Origin of the sequence: Snodgrassella communis (assembly GCF_914768045.1) — a bacterium.
GTDB lineage: Bacteria > Pseudomonadota > Gammaproteobacteria > Burkholderiales > Neisseriaceae > Snodgrassella > Snodgrassella communis.
Window position 1 is genome coordinate 446510 of the sequence record NZ_CAJZCD010000001.1, and the last position, 20450, is coordinate 466959.

At 44.0% G+C, this 20450-nt stretch carries 18 protein-coding genes and 1 pseudogene; 7 read left to right on the forward strand and 12 right to left on the reverse strand.

All coding sequences use genetic code 11. The annotated features are described in order from the left end of the window. Positions 1 to 37 precede the first annotated feature (37 nt). The 3 genes from MJ761_RS01960 to MJ761_RS01970 all read left to right on the forward strand — a co-directional run bounded on the left by MJ761_RS01960 (position 38) and on the right by MJ761_RS01970 (position 3171). The gene (locus tag MJ761_RS01960) at positions 38 to 439 is read left to right on the forward strand and encodes a hypothetical protein (RefSeq protein WP_037404685.1); all 402 of its coding nucleotides are present in this window, start codon (positions 38 to 40) and stop codon (positions 437 to 439) included. A gap of 113 nt (positions 440 to 552) precedes the next feature. Continuing rightward, a complete protein-coding gene (locus MJ761_RS01965; protein WP_141683447.1) occupies positions 553 to 1557 on the forward strand; it encodes a hypothetical protein in 1005 nt (334 codons plus the stop codon). A gap of 288 nt (positions 1558 to 1845) precedes the next feature. Continuing rightward, complete coding sequence (locus tag MJ761_RS01970) at positions 1846 to 3171, forward strand: DUF445 domain-containing protein (protein ID WP_093093297.1); 1326 nt, start codon at positions 1846 to 1848, stop codon at positions 3169 to 3171. A gap of 448 nt (positions 3172 to 3619) precedes the next feature. Here MJ761_RS01970 and MJ761_RS01975 read toward each other — a convergent pair whose 3' ends face one another. Continuing rightward, the gene (locus MJ761_RS01975; protein WP_176715101.1) at positions 3620 to 4123 is read right to left on the reverse strand and encodes a Spy/CpxP family protein refolding chaperone; all 504 of its coding nucleotides are present in this window, start codon (positions 4121 to 4123) and stop codon (positions 3620 to 3622) included. A gap of 505 nt (positions 4124 to 4628) precedes the next feature. Next, the gene (locus MJ761_RS01980) at positions 4629 to 5804 is read right to left on the reverse strand and encodes a phosphoglycerate kinase (protein WP_093093332.1); all 1176 of its coding nucleotides are present in this window, start codon (positions 5802 to 5804) and stop codon (positions 4629 to 4631) included. Positions 5805 to 6057: 253 nt separating this feature from the next. Between MJ761_RS01980 and MJ761_RS01985 the strand changes: the two genes are divergently transcribed. After that, positions 6058 to 6441, forward strand: coding sequence for an MAPEG family protein (locus tag MJ761_RS01985; RefSeq protein WP_093093301.1), 384 nt, complete (start codon positions 6058 to 6060; stop codon positions 6439 to 6441). Between the two features lie 447 nt (positions 6442 to 6888). Here the strand turns inward: MJ761_RS01985 and MJ761_RS01990 are convergent, their stop codons facing one another. From MJ761_RS01990 to MJ761_RS02020, 7 genes are all read right to left on the reverse strand, one after another. Then, positions 6889 to 7176, reverse strand: a complete 288-nt coding sequence (locus MJ761_RS01990; RefSeq protein WP_093093303.1) for a hypothetical protein — start codon at positions 7174 to 7176, stop codon at positions 6889 to 6891. Between the two features lie 308 nt (positions 7177 to 7484). Further along, positions 7485 to 8666: an acetyl-CoA C-acetyltransferase gene (locus tag MJ761_RS01995; RefSeq protein ID WP_093093305.1), complete on the reverse strand. Its 1182-nt coding sequence runs from the start codon at positions 8664 to 8666 to the stop codon at positions 7485 to 7487. Between the two features lie 30 nt (positions 8667 to 8696). Further along, positions 8697 to 9362 (reverse strand): 3-oxoacid CoA-transferase subunit B, encoded by a 666-nt coding sequence (locus tag MJ761_RS02000; protein ID WP_093093307.1) that lies wholly within the window; start codon positions 9360 to 9362, stop codon positions 8697 to 8699. A 13-nt stretch (positions 9363 to 9375) separates the two neighbouring features. Further along, the gene (atoD, locus tag MJ761_RS02005) at positions 9376 to 10029 is read right to left on the reverse strand and encodes an acetate CoA-transferase subunit alpha (protein WP_093093309.1); all 654 of its coding nucleotides are present in this window, start codon (positions 10027 to 10029) and stop codon (positions 9376 to 9378) included. Between the two features lie 130 nt (positions 10030 to 10159). Then, positions 10160 to 10462 carry an AtuA-related protein gene (locus tag MJ761_RS02010; protein ID WP_093093311.1) on the reverse strand — a complete coding sequence of 101 codons (303 nt, stop codon included), beginning with the start codon at positions 10460 to 10462 and terminating at the stop codon, positions 10160 to 10162. 2 nt (positions 10463 to 10464) lie between these two features. Beyond that, positions 10465 to 11802: an acyclic terpene utilization AtuA family protein gene (locus MJ761_RS02015; protein WP_093093313.1), complete on the reverse strand. Its 1338-nt coding sequence runs from the start codon at positions 11800 to 11802 to the stop codon at positions 10465 to 10467. Between the two features lie 45 nt (positions 11803 to 11847). Beyond that, positions 11848 to 13212 carry a CitMHS family transporter gene (locus MJ761_RS02020; protein ID WP_093093315.1) on the reverse strand — a complete coding sequence of 455 codons (1365 nt, stop codon included), beginning with the start codon at positions 13210 to 13212 and terminating at the stop codon, positions 11848 to 11850. Positions 13213 to 13441: 229 nt separating this feature from the next. Between MJ761_RS02020 and MJ761_RS02025 the strand changes: the two genes are divergently transcribed. After that, on the forward strand, positions 13442 to 14329 hold the full coding sequence (locus MJ761_RS02025; protein WP_093093317.1) for a LysR family transcriptional regulator: 888 nt from the start codon (positions 13442 to 13444) through the stop codon (positions 14327 to 14329). Between the two features lie 21 nt (positions 14330 to 14350). Here MJ761_RS02025 and MJ761_RS02030 read toward each other — a convergent pair whose 3' ends face one another. Beyond that, positions 14351 to 14668, reverse strand: coding sequence for a ComEA family DNA-binding protein (locus tag MJ761_RS02030; protein WP_093093319.1), 318 nt, complete (start codon positions 14666 to 14668; stop codon positions 14351 to 14353). Between the two features lie 290 nt (positions 14669 to 14958). Here MJ761_RS02030 and tkt point away from each other — a divergent pair, with 290 nt between their 5' ends. Then, a complete protein-coding gene (tkt, locus tag MJ761_RS02035; RefSeq protein WP_093093321.1) occupies positions 14959 to 16944 on the forward strand; it encodes a transketolase in 1986 nt (661 codons plus the stop codon). A gap of 60 nt (positions 16945 to 17004) precedes the next feature. Here tkt and MJ761_RS02040 read toward each other — a convergent pair whose 3' ends face one another. Next, positions 17005 to 18285: an MFS transporter gene (locus tag MJ761_RS02040; protein WP_093093323.1), complete on the reverse strand. Its 1281-nt coding sequence runs from the start codon at positions 18283 to 18285 to the stop codon at positions 17005 to 17007. A 40-nt stretch (positions 18286 to 18325) separates the two neighbouring features. Beyond that, positions 18326 to 19513, reverse strand: a complete 1188-nt coding sequence (locus MJ761_RS02045) for a M20 aminoacylase family protein (RefSeq protein ID WP_239365900.1) — start codon at positions 19511 to 19513, stop codon at positions 18326 to 18328. An 829-nt stretch (positions 19514 to 20342) separates the two neighbouring features. Here MJ761_RS02045 and MJ761_RS10915 point away from each other — a divergent pair. Beyond that, positions 20343 to 20450: pseudogene (locus MJ761_RS10915) on the forward strand (helix-turn-helix domain-containing protein); the annotation flags it as partial.

Genomic DNA, 20450 nt, shown 5'->3' on the forward strand with positions numbered 1-20450 from the left:
ACAGCCATTGCCGTATTTTCGCTAAGGAAGCAACAGCATGCTAAACAAACCCGAAGAATTTATCATGGCCGTACTTGCCGGCATCTGGGTCGCTATCACCTTTATCATCTGCCGCTATCTGCAACTGCCCACTGATACGGGTTTATTAGTCACTACTCTGACACTAATATGGGCTCTGGTATTTTTCCTGTTATGGCAGCGCGGGCGCACAAGCAATATTTGGCCGGTTTTTCTTGGCCTTCTGGTTATGTGCTGGTGGCGTGCAATTTACTATTCTTCCACTGAAATCATCCTTAACAATGATAACAGCACCTCCACACTTGTACACTGGTATGGCAGCTGGACAGCCCTTATTATTTACGCACTGATTCCGCTAATTGCCGGTTACGGATTCAAATGGTGGCAGCATAAACGCCGCAAACCACAGCAACCAGTTTAACACCTTCCCGAGTGCCTGAGATATTTTAGCCAGCCTTCATAAGAAGACAAATAATGAAAAGTGCCGGATCAGAGTACCATTAAATTGAAGTTGCTCAGTAAGGATCGAATAAATTGAGTATTAGAAAGCAAATTACTGAATTTTTTAACACAAAAAATTCTCTAAAAACTTCAGTAATTTGTTTAACTATTTTTCACCTGTTCTGGAAAATACTACCTCCACCTTTCTGGTATCCTACTTTAGAGAATGGCTTAATAATCTTTATTGGAGCATTGTTGATTGATGGCTGCTTATACACATGCTGCTTTTTATTAATATGGGCATTCGGGAAAATAATAAAACAAATTGCTTTATCATACACAAGCGGCACACATAATCCATGTAAGCCACCATCAACTATAACCTTATCGTGTTATTCAATCAGTTATTTGCTGATTTCTATTTTATCTTATCATTTAGGAAAAACAGCACATCCCTTTTTCTTTATCTTTAACAGCTTACCTGTTCTTGCTTATGCCTGTGTTAATAGCATTGGTGCTATTATAATTTTAATATTTAAACTTATCTGCCAAGCTTTAATACCTAAACGCAACAGAGCTACCTTCAATCCTAATTTTAATTCCTGTACCCCATTACCTATAACAGAAACCAGCACTAGTAAGTTAAACATTAAAAAATTGCTCAGCATAGCAGCAGTTTATCTATTTGTGCTGACTTGCAGTAACAGCTTAATTAATAAAGGATTAATGATTCCTTATTTTACAGATAACCTAATTGACATATTACTGTCCATAGTCATGTTACTATGCTTTGTACTTTATTGGAGATATATATTACTGGCGTTTGCTCTCGCTATCAAAGACAGATTTACACAAAAAAATATCACATCGTCCGGCTTAATTAATTACTTAACTTTCAGTTCAGCTTATTATTTACTGGCAATCACTGTTTTATTTCCACTAATAGGCAGTTTCTGCCAGCCAACAGACGGAGAAAAATTTGGACTCATATTCATTGTTAACTATTCACTATATATTATTTTAAACTATATTGGTGTGCTCATCATACTGATGGTAAAAGCATTCATAAAAGCTACAGCATCATATACCAATAAATGAAAAGATTAATATCCTCATCCATCATATTGCTAAAATTAGACTTGCGTACCGAAAATTATGCCTAAAAATATAATTACGCATTGCATTACATAAGTATCTTCGTAAAAAATGATAATAAAATCAAACACAACTAGAGATAGTTAATATTTAACTACCGGCTACACCCCTTATTAATATTGATACATTCCTTTATTTGAGTAAAACTCAGCAAACCATAACAGCAATCAGACCAATTAACCAGTAAGCTTATGTACAGAAATTTTTTCCATATAGCCGAAACAAAATAATATGATGAACACAGCCACCGTCACCAGCCTTATACAAAGCCAGCGTCTGCGGCGTATGCGACTACTGGCTACCAGCATGCTGATCATTGCCTGTGTTTTATTTGTTTTAAGCTGTCTGTTGCAAAAACAATATCCGGCAATAGCTTATCTTAAAGCATTTACCGAAGCAGCCATGGTAGGTGCACTGGCCGACTGGTTCGCAGTCACTGCCTTGTTTCGTCATCCTCTCGGTCTGCCTATTCCTCATACCGCTATTCTGCCTCAGAAGCAGGAAAAAATCGCTGATGAATTCGGACGATTTATCGAAAATAATTTTTTGCAGGATAAAGCCATTGCCAGCCGCATCTACCGTATACATCCGGCCAGTAAAGCACTGCAATGGCTGATTGAACCACACAATCAGCAACAATGGCTGCCTGTCATCACCCGCCAGATTCCATTGTTATTGCATACAGCCACCGCCAGCGATGTCGCCAGATTCTGCAACCAACTCCTCAACCACCAGTACAGCGGCGCCCGTCTGGGCAGAACACTGGCCAATATCCTAGTATTAGCCCAGAAACAGGGTATCGACACACTACTGTTACGCACCCTGTTACTGCAAGTGCGCCAATGGCTGCAAAACGAACAGACACGTGCCCAGCTTGAAAAAAGCCTGCTGTCGTGGGTGGGTAAAATCGAAAAAAACGACCCCAACACATGGGATAAGCTCAAAGCATCACTAAAAACTACCCTTACTGCCCAAATTGACGACTGGGTAGCCAGCAAAGCACTCAACTGGGCAGACTCATACATAGATGCTGTACTGGCCAATCCACAACATACATTCTGGCGCTCCTGTCGCAAACAGCTTCTGGTCACCGAACGCCAATTACGTCGCAACCCACACTGGCACCAGCGGCTCGCAGACGGGCGTGAGCAAATGCTACAATCAACCGCATTGCAGCAAAGCATCATGGATTTATGGGATAGTTTTGTTGGCTGGAGCGAATATGACACCAGCCAGAGCAACTCATGGTGGCAGCAACAACTTACGCGCCTGTGCACCCATATACAGCAGCAGGCCAGCCAGTATCCGCAATTTATGCGCCGATTGGATACCCGCATTACCCTGTGTGCACGGTTTACCATCCGCCAAAATAAAAATCGCGTCAGCCAGTTTATCGCTGAAAAAATCAAAAGCTGGGACAGTAAACAAATGGTCGACAAACTCGAACTGAGTGTTGGTCGCGATTTACAGTTTATCCGCATCAACGGCACACTGGTAGGCGGTTCTATCGGCCTGATTATTTATATCGTCTCTCAGTGGCTAACCACCTCAGCATAGCAAATACATAAATTCATTTTCATATACAACCTAATTTAAACAGTTATTTAAACTAATTTTCACCTAACAAACCACACCATCCCATCAATCAGTAACGCGTAGTTACCTATCAGCACCTCAATACCAGCAATCAGAGCAATACACTGATATAGACTAAAATCAGAGCAACTGCTTTAGCAAATAGACATTCAATGCAGACTAGAAAATCAAACAACACACCGATGTCAATCCATACCAACCATGTCTCAACAAAACCTATGCCAAATCCTAAACAAAACTACCCTTAATTCCACCAAATCAACTTCGCATAGGAATAATAAACTAACCATTCATACCGTAGCTGTAAGCATAGGCAACAGGCACACTTCTGATCAAGCACCGTCTCCCTACAAACAAAAACCCCGGAAGCCGGGGTTAGAAATTTCAAATCAAAATTACAGCAATAGAATTAACGCATCAGCCTTTGCTGCTGACGCAAACGCCAATACTGCTGTTGTTGTTTGGGCGTTAAAATCTGATAAATATCGTGCTCACGTTTCAACTGTAAAAAATCATAATCAGCACGTGCCTGTTGCTGCTGTGCCCAGATATGCTGTTCCTGCGCAATCATATTCTTAGCCTTAGCATCATCAAACTGCTTACCCACCACCAGATTTTTACGCTCCTGATGCAGATTAGCCAGAGTCTGGCGATTTTCATTGCTCATAAGCGGACGCTGACTGGCATACTGATGATCAATTTTCTGCACCAGCGCTTTCTGCTGAGTACTCAGATTCAACTGTGGCAGAATTGAGTGAGTGTTTACCAAACCATTAACCGGCGTGTGTTCCTGTACCACTACCGTTTCAGTCATCACCGCTGTCGGTTGTGCTGTTGCCGTTACAGCAGCAAAAGTCCCCATACTCATGGAAACCAAAGTAGCAAGCGATACTACACGAACAATAGTTTTCATAGCACAACTCCTTATCATTTAAGTCATTAACACATTACACCCTTACCCATCAGTATTCCATAAAGCAATGTAAAAACAGGAATGTAAATGAAATAAATTAGTAAACAACATCATTAACTCCAGTCATTTAAAAAGTAAAACAGCATCTACTAACAACACCAATTTCATCCAGTTAGCCTGATCTACTTATTATCCAACAACACATAAACAATTCCAGTTATACACCTGTCGATTTATAGATACATAACTGCCAATCTGCCTTAAGAGAACCACACCACAATCAGCAAGAGCAGCCAAGCCAGATAGACATAACCTAAATACAAAGCTGCCTCCCCATAGCATCATTAACCACCAATATTACCCCCCCTCCACCACAAAGCGTACGCTACAACCTGCCATCTCGTACAAACCAAACTAACAGGCATGAAAAAAGCGAAATCGCCGCATAACAACGATTTCGCCAGAACAAATGACACCACCAATGCCAGCAGATTCTTATCAGCAATCAGGCACGAGCAGTTAATGCCGCTACAGCCGGCAAAGTCTTACCTTCAAGGAATTCCAGAAATGCCCCGCCACCCGTACTGATATAACTGATATCATCAGTAACACCAAACTGAGAAATGGCTGCCAGCGTATCCCCGCCACCTGCAATCGAATACGCCTCACTCTGAGCAATCGCCTCAGCCAACACCTCAGTACCTTGTGCAAATGACGCAAATTCAAATACCCCCACAGGTCCATTCCATACAATAGTTTTTGCCGCCTTCATCATCTGTGCCAGTCTCTGTGCCGATTGAGGTCCAATATCCAGAATCATGTCATCTGTAGCCACATCCGCCACATTCTTGATTTCAGCAGGCTCATCTGCAGCAAAACGTTTAGCCACCACAACATCAGTTGGCAAAGGAATATCACCACCCTTAGCTGCCATCTTAGCCATAATTTGTCGTGCATTTTCAACCAGATCAGCCTCAGCCAGAGACTGCCCAACCGACACCCCCTGCGCCAACAAAAATGTATTGGCAATTCCGCCACCAACAATCAAATAATCAACCTTATCGGCCAGACTCTCCAAAATAGTCAGCTTAGTAGAAACCTTACTTCCTCCCACAATCGCCACTACAGGTGCCTGCGGATTCTGTACAGCATGGCTCAACGCTTCCAGCTCAGCCGTTAACAGCATACCAGCACAGGCCAACGGAGCCACAGCAGCCACAGCAGCAGTGGAAGCTTCTGCACGATGTGCCGTACCAAAAGCATCATTAACATACACATCACCCAGTGCTGCATAAGCAGCAGCCAGAGCATGGTCATTTTCCTTTTCGCCGACATTCAGACGCACATTAGGCAGCATCACCACCTCAGCCGCTTGCAACTGCGGTTTATGCTCACGCCAGTCTTCCACCACCCGAACACTCTGCCCCAGCAATTCGCCCAGACGCTGAGCAACTGGCACCACACTGTCTTCCGGTTTGGGCGCGCCTGCTTTCGGCCGCCCCAGATGCGTCAGCACCACCACCGCTGCGCCCTGCTGTAAACAATAACGAATAGAGGCCAACGAAGCACGAATGCGCGTATCATCAACAATGACACCATCTTTAATAGGTACATTCATGTCCACCCGAATCACGACAGTCTTACCAGACACATCCTGATCAGCCAACTTTTTAAACAACATAATCAAAATCCCGAAACAAAACACGCCGATAAAATCGTCATACAGCTCCATACCATCCAGATAGCCACATCATCAGCGCATAAAATAATAAAATAATTATAAGCTACAAAATACTTGAAAAACCTTGAATTATCTTATAATTTACCCATAGGGTAAAGTCAGATTCAGGATAAAAGCATTGCAGCTTCTGTTCCCTCACCTGTATAACTCATCTCATTGCAGCACAACTGCATACACAAACAAGGAAAATATTATGACTCTTGCTTACTGGTGTATTTTAATTGCTATGTTCCTACCGTGGATTGCCGCCTCTTATGCTAAAAAAAGCGGTGGCTTTGGCTCCAACGACAATCATCAGCCACGTGAATTTCTGGCGAAAGCTGAAGGCAAAGCCGCACGAGCTAACGCTGCCCAGCAAAATAGTTACGAAATATTTGCCCCTTTTGCTGCCGCCGTCATCATAGCTCATGCCACCGAAAATGCTGCCCAGTTCACCATCAATTTCTGGAGCGTCCTGTTTATCCTCAGCCGTTTAGGTTATTTTTACTGCTATATCAACGACAAATCCTTTGCCCGCTCCTGCATCTGGGGATTCGGCGTTGTGTGTATCATCGCCCTGTATATCGCCGCAATCTGAATATAAACAGCGGCTGATATAAAAAACAGTCAGCAGAGGTATGTTACGGGCTTTTCAGCCATAGGAAGATAATTTATGTCCACACAAACCGATTACTGTCTTTGCGGTAAGGTTAAACTTGACCAGAACTGAATAACCTGTCACTGAGTGCCTGTCACAGTCTTACCTGCGGCAAATAAAGTACCGGCCTGTTAATGAGCAGCTTACATATGGCGAAATTTACTTTGAGAACAAATAGCTGATTAAACACTACCACTCATCTGAGAAGGCAAAAAAGTATTTTTAAATACCATACACATAGATACTTCGCAATAACAGACAATATCCATTCATAGCTAGAGATAGGCTATGAATGGATTTATGATTAATTTCGATAGTCGCGTCAGATTATTTATAGAAAAACTATTTCCACAAAATCTGATACAGACTGATTCCTACCACACATAATTATTGATTTGATTTTTTCCATGCATCAATCATTTCAGGAGTTACTTCATTTTTATAGCAAATAGGCGAATATCCACCCGGTCTACTCCATGCGCTTCTTTTTCCACAAGAACTACCATTTCTGGCAGTATTGTAGGGACAAGCGCAAACACTAGGATACTGCTGTATTGATGCATCAATTATTTTTTGCTTGATAGCATCATCTGTCTGTGTATTTGATCTGGCTTCCGAAAACTGACTTGTAAAAAACAAAATAACTAACGCTGTAGTAAGTACTAGAAATTTCATTTGTGTTATCTCCTCAAAAACAACAATCAATATTTCATAGCAGCATAGATTTTTGAACAACCCCTCCAACTGGATTGTAACCTGTAACTATATAGATAATAAAACTAAATATACCTTAACCAATTAAACTCATAACATGAGTGAAGCTAATATCCCACAAATGATAGCCAACAAAAAATAACCCTTACCAACCAAATTTTCCAACTGGTAAATAGTTAGCTGATGCCCGTCCAGACGCAAAAACAGACCATATAACACTTTTGTTATATGGTCTGCTATTAATATAGTATCACATTGAATCTACAGCATTACATCCGTTCAACAATCATAGCAATGCCCTGACCACCGCCGATACACAGCGTAGCCAAACCAAGCTGCGCATCTCTGGCCTGCATACCATACAGCAGACTCACCAGAATGCGCGTGCCACTGGCACCAATCGGATGGCCGATGGCAATCGCTCCGCCATGAACATTGGTTTTATCCATATCAAAGTGCAGCTCACGGCCTACCCCGAGGAACTGGGCAGCAAAAGCTTCATTTGCTTCAATCAGATCAATATCCGCCAAAGTCAGGCCAGCTTTCTGTAATGCTTTCTGCGTAGCCGGTACCGGCCCCAGCCCCATCAGTGCCGGGCTCACACCAGCACTGGCATAGCTGCGAATACGTGCCAAAGGTTGCAACCCTAGTTCTTTGGCTTTGCTTTCAGACATGACCACCACAGCGGCCGCCCCATCATTAATACCGGAAGAATTACCCGCAGTAACCGTACCATCGGTACTGAAAGCCGGCTTTAATTTAGCCAGCGCCTCAGCAGTTGCCTCAGCACGCGGATACTCATCGCGCGCAAACACAACATCACCTTTGCGCGACTTAATCGTCACCGGCACAATTTCGGCATCAAACACACCAGCAGCCACTGCCTGTGCGGCCAGTTGCTGCGAACGCAAAGCTAGTTCATCCTGCTCCTGACGGCTAATCTGGTATTTCTGCGCAATATTTTCCGCCGTAATCCCCATATGATAATGATTGGTAGCACAAGTCAGCCCATCATGTACCATAGTATCAATAACCTGTTGATTGCCCATGCGATAGCCCCAGCGTGCACGGCTATCAAGCAGATACGGTGCTCGGCTCATATTTTCCATGCCACCAGCCACCACAACTTCAGCATCTCTGGCAGCAATGGCCTGCGCTGCCAGTGCCACCGTTTTCAATCCAGAACCACATACCTTATTGACTGTATAAGCTGGCACTGTATCAGCCAGTCCTGCCGCCAGCGCTGCCTGCCGTGCTGGATTCTGTCCCAGACCTGCCTGCAACACATTGCCCATCATCACTTCATCAACTAGCGCACCCTCAACACCGGCACGGTTGATTGCTTCTGCAATCACTAGCTTGCCCAAGTCTACGGTACCCACACTGGCTAATGAACCATTAAAACTGCCTACCGGCGTACGCGCCGCACTGACAATAACTGCACTTTCCATATCCACTCCTCAACCTGACTGTTTTCTGGTTTACAAACCACGCTGACTGATTGCCATTTCACAGAAATCTTCAGCTACCACAAACTCAGCCTGCGTTTTAGCCCTAATCGTATCCAGATCAACACCCGGTGCATGTTCCTGCAAAACCAGTTGCCCATCTACAAAAGCAAACACCGCCAGTTCAGTGACAATCAGATTAACCTTGTTTTTTGCCGTCAGCGGCAGCGTACATTGCTTCAGGATTTTGGATTCACCATGTTTAGTACAGTGCTCCATACCGATAATTACCCGACGTGAACCAGTTACCAGATCCATTGCACCACCCATACCCGGCACCATTTTACCGGGTACCATCCAGTTTGCCAGATTGGCTTCCTGATCAACTTCCAAACCGCCCAGCACACACGCATCAATATGACCACCACGGATCAGTGCAAATGAAAACGCACTATCAAAAGTACAGCCACCGGCAGCAATCCCGCACGGCTGCCCGCCGGCATTCACCAGATTAGGATTGGCCACATCCGGATTGAGCGCCGCTAGTCCCAGAAAACCATTTTCAGACTGTAGAGTAATATGAATATCTTCTGGCACATAATTGGCCACCTGAGTGGGCAAACCAATGCCCAGATTCACCACATCCCCATCATTAAATTCCATCGCAATTCTGCGGGCGATTAATTCTTTTGCATTCATGGTGATTCTTCCCCTATTCCGGATAAATAATATAATCAACCAGTGCTGCTGGTGTAACGGCTGCATCTGGCGTAATCTCACCCACTTCAACCACATTATTGGCTTCGACAATCACTGTTTTCGCAGCCAATGCCACCAGCGGATTAAAATTCTGCGCCGACAGTTCATACACCAGATTACCCAGCTTATCTGCCGTTTTTGCCTCTACAATGGCCAGATCAGCGTGCAACGGCAACTCAAGCAAAAACTCCCGCCCGTCTACAACAATTTTCTGTTTACCCTCCTCAACAACCGTACCCAGCCCGGTTGGCGTTAGCACCCCGCCCAAACCGGCACCAGCCGCACGAATCCGCTCCGCCAGTGTTCCCTGCGGTACCAATTCCACCTCAATCTCGCCAGCAATCATTTTCTTACCGGTTTCCGGATTAGTACCAATATGTGAAGTGATAACCTTTTTAACTCGATTATGCGTAATCAATGGGCCAACACCGGTTTCTACAAACGCAGTATCATTGCCAATAATCGTTAAATCCTTAACCCCTGCATCCAGAATTGCCTGTACCAGTCTGGCAGGAGTACCGACTCCCATAAAACCGCCAAACATAACAGTCATGCCATCCCACAGATGATTTTTCACATCTGCCAAACTGAGCTGTTTCGTTTTCATACTCTTCTAACCTGAGATAAACAAAAAAACCGAACAGAATAAGTAACCACCTATCCAGTCAACGAACACATCATGGCACATCGCCTTGCCTACCGGCAGTGCCGGAAAAGCACTGTCGGCAGTTCAGCAATTACTCAATGTCCATATCCAGAATCGCTGCGCTCAATCCCTTGCCATGCATATCATGAGCCAGTGTACGGGTTACTCCACCACCCAAAGCACCATACATCACAAAATTCAGCGCACCGATATTTGGCAACTCGTAACGAACCACATCACTGGTCACAATATCCGCAAAAAATGCTTTTACTTTTTCTGCCGTGACTGCCGTTCTGAGACGCTCATAGTCTTCAGGCCGATAAGCAATTACCGAAATATTTGAGGTATTACCCTTATCACCAGTACGGGAATGTGCAATTTCACGTAACTTCATTATCAAACCTCCAGATAGTCAATATTGGTTTTAACCAGATCGCGGGAAATATAAGTTGAGTCCATCGCTACAATTTCCTTAACAGATTTCATAGCGCCGCCGCCACCAGCCGGCCCATTGGTATACAAGGTTTCCACCTCATTACCGACAACTGCAGCTTCAGCTTTAGTAGCAAAACGGCCAGCAACACGGACACGCACTTCATAAGGCTGACTGTTGCAGGATAAAGTGGCACCATGCAAAGAATTAACCCCAATCAGGTCATAGCGCACTTCCTGTGGTGTAACACTCGAAATGGCAAAGCGTTCTTTAACAATATCCAGAGCCAGTTTGCCGCGTTCCACAGCGCCCGGACCGGCATAGCTCATTTCCCCTTCACCAATAAAGCCATCTTCATAGCCTACAGATACTTTCAGTGTTTCAGGACGGGCTCGGCCAGTACCACCTGTAACCGCAACACGGTCTTTACCTTCCTGAGTGAAAGTAATATTAGAGAAATCAGCAATCACATCTGGTGTTTTATATTCATCCGGGCGATGAATTTCATATAACATCTGTTGCTTGCAGGTATCAGGCGTCACCATACCGCCAGAACCTTCAACCTTAGTAATCACCGCATCACCATCGGCACTGATTTCAGCAATCGGAAAGCCCAAACGTGCCAGATCAGGCACATCACGATAGCCCGGATCAGCAAAATAACCACCCGTAATCTGGCCGGCACATTCAAGCAAATGCCCGAGGATAGTACCCTTACCCAGATGAACCCAGTCCTCTGCACCCCATTTGAACTCATGCATCATGATTGACAGGAACAAAGATGGGTCAGAAACACGGCCGGCAATCACAATGTCAGCTCCATTATCCAGAGCCTGAACCATAGGCTCCGCACCAATATAAGCATTGGCAGAAACAATTTTCTTACCACATTGCGAAACCGGTTTTTGCAGCTCATCCAGTGGCAAATCCTGTTGCATTACCTGTTCATAAACATCATCGCCCTCGATAATGGCAATTTTCAGATTCTTAGCACCAAGTGAACGAGCAATATCAGCAGTTACCTTAGCAGCCGCACGCGGATTGGCTGAACCCATATTGGTAACAATTTTGATACCCTTTTCCAGACAGGCCGGTAATACTGCCCGCATACGTGCAGCCAACAATTCATTAAAGCCTGCTTCCGGATTGTGTTTTTTCTGCCGTTGGCCAATCGCAATCGTCCGCTCTGCTAGACATTCAAACACCAAATACTGAATATCCCCTTTTTCAGCCAGCTCAACTGCTGGTTCAATACGATCACCACCATAACCGGCACCACAACCAATTCTGATTTTTTTCATAACATACACCTTATTATTGCAATTAAAGAAAAACCGACTGCATTCTTACAACGGGAACACCCCTGTCAGCATGGCTCCAATCGCCATAACAATAGATGCTGCCCACAAAACTGGAATACTGAATTTCTGATGATCGGCCAAATCCACTCCACTCAAACTGCACAACAGAAAAGTTGCAGGTGTAAGCGGACTCACTGGGAAACCTGTTGTCATTTGACCTAATAGAGAAGCCTGTGCAACCTGAATTGGTGGAAATCCACCAATATTTGCCACCACCGGCATAATGCCAAAATAATAAGAATCAGGATCAAAGATCAGACTCAATGGCATCGCAATCAGACTAACAATGAAAGGGATATGTGAGGCCAAACCATCCGGAATAAATTCACCAGTTGAAACGGCCATCGCCTTTAGCATGCCAGATTCGCTCATAATGCCGGTAAATACCCCTGCAGCAAACAGAATTGTAGCCATCATCAACGCACCTTTAGCATGGGCATTAATACGTGCAGATTGATCAGCCGGTTTACGATAATTCAGAGTGAGAGCGATACAGCAGGCAACCATAAAAATAATAGTTGGTGCTATTTTGGTTGATACCATCAGAGAAATAACTATAATCACCAGAATAAGATTCGGCCAGAATAAATGCGGACGACGTAATTTCAACTCCTCTTCGGACAGCTCTTTCGGTTTGAAGTGAGTCACACCTTCAGACTCCTCACTAGTACCAACGACACCACCAGCACCACTAACTAGCCCTAGACGTTTTTCTTCCTTACGTCCCCAATACCATCCCATGAAAACCATAAACGCCAGACCAGTAATCTGTGCTGGAATCAGTGGAGTAAATAAATCATGTGTAGATACGTCTAACGCTGAAGCGGCACGGATCATCGGACCAGTCCACGGTAAAAAATTCACCCCAGCACTAAGTGCAGTAATACCAGCCAGAATTCTCTTATCAATGCCCAGTTTGTCATACAATGGAATCATTGCCGGTACAGTAATCAGAAAGGTGACCGCACCATTACCATCCAAGTGCGCAATCAAAGCCAAAACACCAGTACCAATAATAATCTTCTTCGGGCTAGTTCCTACCACTTTCAGTATCTTGGCAATAATCGGATCAAACATACCTGCATCGCTGACTACGCCAAAGAAAATGATAGCAAACACAAACATCGCTGCCATTGGCGCAAGCTTAGAGATCCCCTTAACTGCCATCTTAGGAATAGTTGAATAAGCCGGTAAAGCCTCAACACTACCTTGAAAAACAGGTACGATATAAAGTGCAACTATAGCACCCAGAATAGGAATAATAATCAAAGAGACTATCGGAGAAAGCCGCTTACTCATAATACAAAAAAGCAGAGTAGCAATAGTCAATATGCCTATTAATGCAAGCATAAATGCCCCCCTTTTTGGGTCGTTATAAATAAAGAAAAAAATATCTAAGAAAGCCCCAGCATTCTCACCATAACGTCCCTGCCTGTCTAATCGATAATAAAGATGAATTAATAAGCAAAACCAATTAATCCGGCAACTTATGGAAAATTTGATAAACTTCAAATTTTCTTTACAATTAATATGCTATTGTGAATGGTTCTTGGATTAAAATATTGGCTAATAATGTTATATGAATATATCAATCAAACAGATAAAAGCCTTTCTGGCACTGGTAGAAGAAGACAACTTCACCCGTGCAGCCCAAAAGATCCATCTATCTCAGCCTGCATTCAGCAGCCTTATCGCCAATCTAGAACAGGAAATCGGCTATCGCCTGTTTGACCGTGATACGCGTAAAGTTCAACTGAATGAAAACGGTATCCACTTCATCAAACTAGCACGCGAACTCATGTTTGCCTACGAGCGTACCACCAAAGAAATACGTTCGCATGCCAATAATCATCAGGAAAAACTGGTCGTGGCTGTTATGCCATCCATCGTCGTACAATGGGTTTCACAGCTTTTAGCCACTTTTCATCACCAGCATACCAATATCAAAGTTGAATTGCTCGACACACAATGGGATTCGTGTCTGCAAGCCTTATTACAGGGACACGCAGAATTGGCTTTAACCGCGAAATCCCCGTCCCTGACTGAAATTTCTTCCGAATTTCTTTTTTCAGATAAATTTTATCTCATTTGTCATATTAATCATCCCTTAGTCAACAAAGAAAACATTGAATTAAAAGATTTGCTTGAATATGACATGATAGGCTTTACCAAAGGCACCAGCATCCGTCATTATGTAGATAAAATTGTTGATTTATTTGGAATTAACTATGTAGTAGAAGTTAGTCAGCTCACTACCATGATGGGATTAGTAGCTGCCAACTACGGCATCGGTCTTGTGCCCAGACTGACACTATTTCAATTTGAGCACAGAAATCTTGTGGTTAAAGATGTCACAGACATGAATCTGGAGCGCTCTATCTACCTAATTAAACATAAAGAGCGCAAATTATCAGCACAGGCAGAGAACTTCTATCACCACATCAAAGCCAATATTTTTAGCAATTAACAGCCGGCATATCACAAGCTATTATCTGGCAGCAGTAGCCGGTAATGCACGCCGGTATTTAGAAGCAGAAACAGCAGGATTAACCGATTCACCACTCACACTAATATCATTTTGCAACTTCTCATAAGTAGCCTTACCAATACCCTTTACGCGCATAATGTCCTTTGTAGAATGGAAAGAACCATGTGTATTGCGATAATCAACAATTGCCTGAGCCTTTATTGCACCAATATAAGGTAACGATTGCAGTTGTTGTATTGATGCCGTATTGATATTCACAGCAGCCCAAGCCGAAGCCATACCAAACAACAATATCAGAATCATAAAAATTTTTTGCATTTCAATCCTTTACTCTACCTGATTCAAGAAAGCCAACTTCACATAGCCACACTAAAAATTTCCCAAAAAGCATAAACCATAAACAATAATTATTCAATTATTACCTTTATTATCAAAAAATGCCCCGCTACCTACAACCAGCATACAAACAAAAGCACACTTTCCTTGATAGGTTTGTACAGATTCAGGATAATTCACACCGGATAAACCCTGTCTCAACAGCAAGGTTCAACACATTACTTTACATAGCTATTGCAACCAGCTATTTCCCTTAATCAAAAGGCAACTTCATGGCATCACATCTTGCTAATGCAATTCGCTTCCTAGCAATGGACGCAATTCAACAAGCCAACTCCGGCCACCCCGGCGCACCGATGGGTATGGCTGAAATGGCTACAGTATTGTGGCGCGAATTCCTGCAACATAACCCATCCAACCCAAAATTCTACAATCGCGACCGCTTCATACTTTCCAACGGTCACGCCTCCATGCTGCTATATAGCTTACTGCACCTAAGCGGCTACAACCTCAGCATCGAAGACTTAAAAAACTTCCGTCAGTTGCACAGCAAAACGCCCGGACACCCAGAATACGGCTATACCGATGGCGTAGAAACCACCACCGGCCCCTTGGGACAGGGAATCGGCAATGCCGTTGGTCTGGCGCTAGCAGAAAAAATCCTCGCCGCCCAATTTAACAAACCCGGTTTTAACATCGTCGATCACCATACCTATGTTTTCGTTGGCGATGGATGCCTGATGGAAGGCATATCTCACGAAGTGTGCTCACTGGCCGGCACCCTGAAACTAGGTAAACTGATTGTCCTGTATGACGACAACAACATCTCCATCGATGGCAAAGTAGATAACTGGTTCAGCGAAAATATTCCCGAACGTTTTGCTGCTTACGGCTGGCATACCATTGCCAACGTAGACGGCCACAACGAAACTGCTATCCGTGCAGCCATTACCGCGGCCAAAGCTGAAACCGATAAACCGTCAATTATCTGCTGCAAAACCAAAATTGGTAAAGGCGCCGCCAACAAAGAAGGCAGCCACAAAACCCATGGTGCCCCATTAGGTACCGAAGAAATCACAGCTACCCGCAAAGCCTTAAACTGGGCACATGAACCATTCACCATTCCACAAGAAATTTATGACGAATGGAATGCAACAGCAAACGGAGCAGAACTGGAGCAACGGTGGCAGGATTTATTCAACCGTTACCAGCAACAATACCCTGCCGAGGCTGCGGAATTTATCCGCCGTATGGATGGTAAACTACCAGAAAATTTTACCGCACACGTCCAAAACGCACTAAACGACGTTTGCAGCAAAGCAGAAAAATTGGCTACCCGCAAAGCCAGTCAGAACAGCATCGAAATACTGGCACAAATCCTGCCAGAGTTTGTCGGTGGTTCAGCCGACCTTACCCCCTCCAACCTGACCGACTGGTCAGGCAGTACCGCAGTCACAGCCACAGGTGGCGGCAACTACATCCATTATGGCGTACGCGAATTTGGTATGGCCGCCATTATGAACGGCCTGAGCCTGCACGGCGGTATCAAACCATTCGGCGCCACCTTCCTGATGTTCAGCGAATATGCACGCAATGCCCTGCGCATGGCTGCACTAATGCAAATAAACCCAATATTTGTGTTCACGCACGACTCAATCGGCCTAGGTGAAGACGGTCCAACACACCAGCCAGTTGAGCAAATTGCCACCCTGCGCCTAATTCCCAATATGAGCGTATGGCGTCCTTGCGACAGCGCCGAATCACTAGTGGCATGGGCTGATGCCGTAGCCGCAGAAAACCACCCTAGCTGTCTTATATTTAGCCGTCAGGGATTGCCATTTATACCGCGTGATAGCCAACAACTGGCCAATATCCGCCGTGGCGGCTATGTCCTGAAAGCAGCTTCCGAAAAATCTGCACAGGCAGTACTCATTGCCACAGGCTCCGAAGTTGAGCTGGCCATCAATGCCCAAACCAAACTGGCCGAACAAGGTATCGCCACTCACGTCGTATCCATGCCCAATACCCATATCTTCGATCAGCAGGACAAAACCTACCGAGACAGCGTACTGCCTGTCGGTTTACCGCGTATTGCCATAGAAGCCGGCGTAAGTGATTCATGGTACAAATATGTTGGTAGCAATGGTGCTATTATCGGCATCAACCGTTTTGGCGAATCCGCACCAGCAGAGCAGCTGTTTCAGGAATTCGGCTTCACAGTTGATCAAGTTGTCGAAGTGGTTAAAAGCGTTATTTAACCCCAGCCACAAAAAAGCCAGCAAAATTTGCTGGCTTTTTTATATCAGCTTACAGCTAATTCAATCTTTAACATTAACATGACGTGTTTCCGGCATCATCAAAATCGCCATGATAGACAAGATGCTAGTGCCAACCACATAATAAGCCGGTGATACCGCTCCGAAATGTTTAATCAGCCAAGTCATTACAAATTGCGCAGTACCACCAAATAAAGTTACACCGATAGCATAAATCAGTGATACCCCCGTAGCACGCAGCGCAATCGGCATCATTTCCGGAATCGCCACCAGACTACTGGCACCACTCATACCGGTTAACAATGTTATCATCATCGTCACCAGTAACAGCATAGTCACACTTTCCGTTTTCACCAGCAAATAAAACATCGGTACAATCAACAGCATCAAAGCCACTCGCGGCCATAGCATAATGCTTTTACGGCCATATTTATCGGCCAGACAACCAGCCAACAGTGAAAACAAAAACATCATCAAACCGCCCAGAATAGTACAAATCTGTGCAATTTTTGGATCAAAATTCAAAGTATTGATAGCAAAAGTAGTCATATAATTGCCTACCTGAGCGGTAATAGCAGTTGCCATCAGCACCATAACTCCCAACACTACCTCTTTGTAGTAGCGAGAAAATATTATCTCTATCATCTGAGAACCACTATGGTGTATTGGTTCCTCCAAAGTTTCCGGCAAAGCGCGGCGAATATACAGCGCAATCGGTATCAGAGCCAGACTCACCAGAAAAGGGATCCTCCAGCCCCATGCACCCAACTGCTCCGGCGTTAAAATACTGGAAACAACATAACCAACAAGACCACCAACCACAACGGCAATACCTTGACTGGCCATTTGCCAACTAGCATAAAAAGCACGTTTATTAGGTGGTGCAGATTCAATCAGCATCGCAGAAGCCGGTCCAACCTCTCCGCCCAAAGCCAGCCCCTGAATCATGCGTGCAATAACCACAATAATCGGCGCAGCAATCCCAATCTTTTCATAACTAGGCGTAGCAGCCAGCCCCAGCGTACCTAAGGTTATCAATGTCACCGTCAGCACCATCGCTGCCCGACGCCCTTTCCTGTCAGCATAAGCACCAATAAGCAAACCACCCAACGGCCGCGTAAAGAAACCTACCCCAAATACAGCTACCGAGGCCAGCAAACTGGTATATCTATCACCGATGGGAAAAAATGATTGCGCAATATACACTGCAAAAAATGAATAAATAATAAAATCATAAAATTCCAGTGCATTCCCAGCCACCGCCGCCGCAATCGCCTTCGCCGGCGGTTTGTTATGTTTAACCGCCACTTGTCCCGTACTCATATCAGTACCCCCTTTATTCTATAAAAATTCAAAATCGGATTTATTGCAGAAAACGTTCTGCCAGCGCTACCCAGTAAGTCGCACCAATAGCAATATTCTTATCATTGAAATCATAATAAGGATTATGCAAATCAAACCCAGAAGCAGCGTCCACTTCCTTTAAACCATTACCAATAAACAAATAGCTTCCCGGGCATTTTTCCAGCATAAATGCAAAATCTTCACTACCGGCCATCGGTTCAGTCTGGTCGACAATATTTTCCTCAGCCACCACTTCGCGCGCAATCTGGCGCGCAAACTGCGTTTCCTTAGTAGTATTAAATACAGGTGCATAGCCATGCTGATAATCCACCTCAGCCTCCACATCAAAACTTTGTGCCTGAGCCTGAACTATCGCCACAATACGCTCCTCAAGTAGCTTGCGTACTTCCGGTTTAAAGCAACGAACAGTCAACTTCAACTCTGCCTGTTCAGGAATCACATTATTGGCCACACCAGCATGGAACATACCAACAGTCACCACAGCAGAATCCAGTGGATTCACATTACGTGACACAACAGTCTGCAATGCCATCACAATAGAAGAAGCAGCCACAATCGGATCATGTGTATTATGCGGTTTCGCACCATGACCACCTACCCCCTTCACTGTAATCGTAACCACATCAGAAGAAGCCATCATCCATCCATCATAAAAATGTAACTGCCCCTGTGGGTAACCCGGCATATTATGCATACCATATACCGCATCACACGGATATTTCTCAAATAGGCCATCTGCAATCATCCGCATTGCACCACTACCTGATTTGCCATATTCCTCTGCTGGCTGAAAAATTAGATTCAGCGTACCATTAAACGACTTTCTAGCCGCCAATACCTTAGCTGCAGCCAATAACATCGTAGTATGCCCATCATGTCCACAAGCATGCATCTTACCTGTATGTTTACTCGTATGAGCTACACCACTTTCTTCTGTAATCGGCAGCGCATCCATATCTGCGCGGATACCAACACACCTCGAACCATTTCCCACCCGAAGCTGAGCCACCAAGCCAGTACCACCAATGCCCCGCTCAACCGTATAACCCCATTGCTCCAGCAAACCAGCAACCAAATCACTGGTGCGATTTTCAGCAAAAGCCAACTCAGGGTGTTGATGAATATCATGCCGCAACTGAACAAAAGTACCTAGCTCAGCCTCAACCAATTCTCTGACTTCTTTCATAAACATATCCTGATAAATTCTATTAAAAGAAAAAACTATAGCTTACCAAACAACAGCGTCATTGATAAACAAAATAAATTAATACAAACCCTGAAATTATTAATATTAATTTTCAGTATCCACCTATAAGAATAGCAATACCTATTCAAACAACAAAATTAAAGAGTAACTGTTTGTAAAACTCTACCTCAGGCAAATAGCCTAACGATGGATAAATATAACCATTTTTAATTGTACCAATAAGCAAAAGCCACAAAGGCTTGTTGTCAATATTTTAATGTCATTAAAATTTCCCCTGTAACAAATTGAGTTTTAGTGCTTTTGAACGTAGTTTCATATACTTCATTATCATAACAGCATCCATTTTTAATCAGCGAATACTGAATATTAAATGAATTAAAACACTTACCTCGTAACTGTTTATCAAACTTCGCGCCCCCATCTGAATGAAATAAATGGAATGATAACAGTGATTGTTTAATCTGGCTTAATAGACATCAATCAATCTGCTGTTTTATATTATTCGACACCATAGCCGGCAATCTGTCAGTTAAATAAATTCAGCAGTATACATAAGTAATTCCTGTGCTGGTTAACACCAATATAGCTTAAATCTGCCACGATAATCTGCTGTTTGGCGCCTACATCAAACTGGCGTTGTAAACGATTAGCTATGGCTGCACTATTGCTTGCCGTCTGGCGCCCTCAATAACGTTTAATCGTATACTTTGGATAGGCTACACTAATTCATACAACCTTTTTAGGGAGTAAGGTAAACTTAACTTAAAAAGGAAAAATGATGAATTAACAAAAACGCGTACGACGATCTTTTAGTGCTGATTTCAAAGCACAAATGGTTAAACTTTATCAGCAAGGAAAATCGCGCAGTGAATTGGTCAAGCAATACGATTTGACACCTTCCGCTTTAGACCGCTGG

Coding starts and splice junctions, on each gene's coding strand:
- MJ761_RS02040 (WP_093093323.1), bottom strand. CDS start 18,285: ATGAGTACGGGACAAGTGGCGGTTAAACATAACAAACCGCCGGCGAAG.
- MJ761_RS02010 (WP_093093311.1), bottom strand. CDS start 10,462: ATGAAGTTACGTGAAATTGCACATTCCCGTACTGGTGATAAGGGTAAT.
- tkt (WP_093093321.1), top strand. CDS start 14,959: ATGGCATCACATCTTGCTAATGCAATTCGCTTCCTAGCAATGGACGCA.
- MJ761_RS01980 (WP_093093332.1), bottom strand. CDS start 5,804: ATGTTGTTTAAAAAGTTGGCTGATCAGGATGTGTCTGGTAAGACTGTC.
- MJ761_RS02015 (WP_093093313.1), bottom strand. CDS start 11,802: ATGAAAAAAATCAGAATTGGTTGTGGTGCCGGTTATGGTGGTGATCGT.
- MJ761_RS01975 (WP_176715101.1), bottom strand. CDS start 4,123: ATGAAAACTATTGTTCGTGTAGTATCGCTTGCTACTTTGGTTTCCATG.
- MJ761_RS01960 (WP_037404685.1), top strand. CDS start 38: ATGCTAAACAAACCCGAAGAATTTATCATGGCCGTACTTGCCGGCATC.
- MJ761_RS01970 (WP_093093297.1), top strand. CDS start 1,846: ATGATGAACACAGCCACCGTCACCAGCCTTATACAAAGCCAGCGTCTG.
- MJ761_RS02025 (WP_093093317.1), top strand. CDS start 13,442: ATGAATATATCAATCAAACAGATAAAAGCCTTTCTGGCACTGGTAGAA.
- MJ761_RS01995 (WP_093093305.1), bottom strand. CDS start 8,666: ATGGAAAGTGCAGTTATTGTCAGTGCGGCGCGTACGCCGGTAGGCAGT.
- MJ761_RS02030 (WP_093093319.1), bottom strand. CDS start 14,668: ATGCAAAAAATTTTTATGATTCTGATATTGTTGTTTGGTATGGCTTCG.
- MJ761_RS02020 (WP_093093315.1), bottom strand. CDS start 13,212: ATGCTTGCATTAATAGGCATATTGACTATTGCTACTCTGCTTTTTTGT.
- atoD (WP_093093309.1), bottom strand. CDS start 10,029: ATGAAAACGAAACAGCTCAGTTTGGCAGATGTGAAAAATCATCTGTGG.
- MJ761_RS01990 (WP_093093303.1), bottom strand. CDS start 7,176: ATGAAATTTCTAGTACTTACTACAGCGTTAGTTATTTTGTTTTTTACA.
- MJ761_RS01985 (WP_093093301.1), top strand. CDS start 6,058: ATGACTCTTGCTTACTGGTGTATTTTAATTGCTATGTTCCTACCGTGG.
- MJ761_RS02000 (WP_093093307.1), bottom strand. CDS start 9,362: ATGAATGCAAAAGAATTAATCGCCCGCAGAATTGCGATGGAATTTAAT.
- MJ761_RS02045 (WP_239365900.1), bottom strand. CDS start 19,513: ATGAAAGAAGTCAGAGAATTGGTTGAGGCTGAGCTAGGTACTTTTGTT.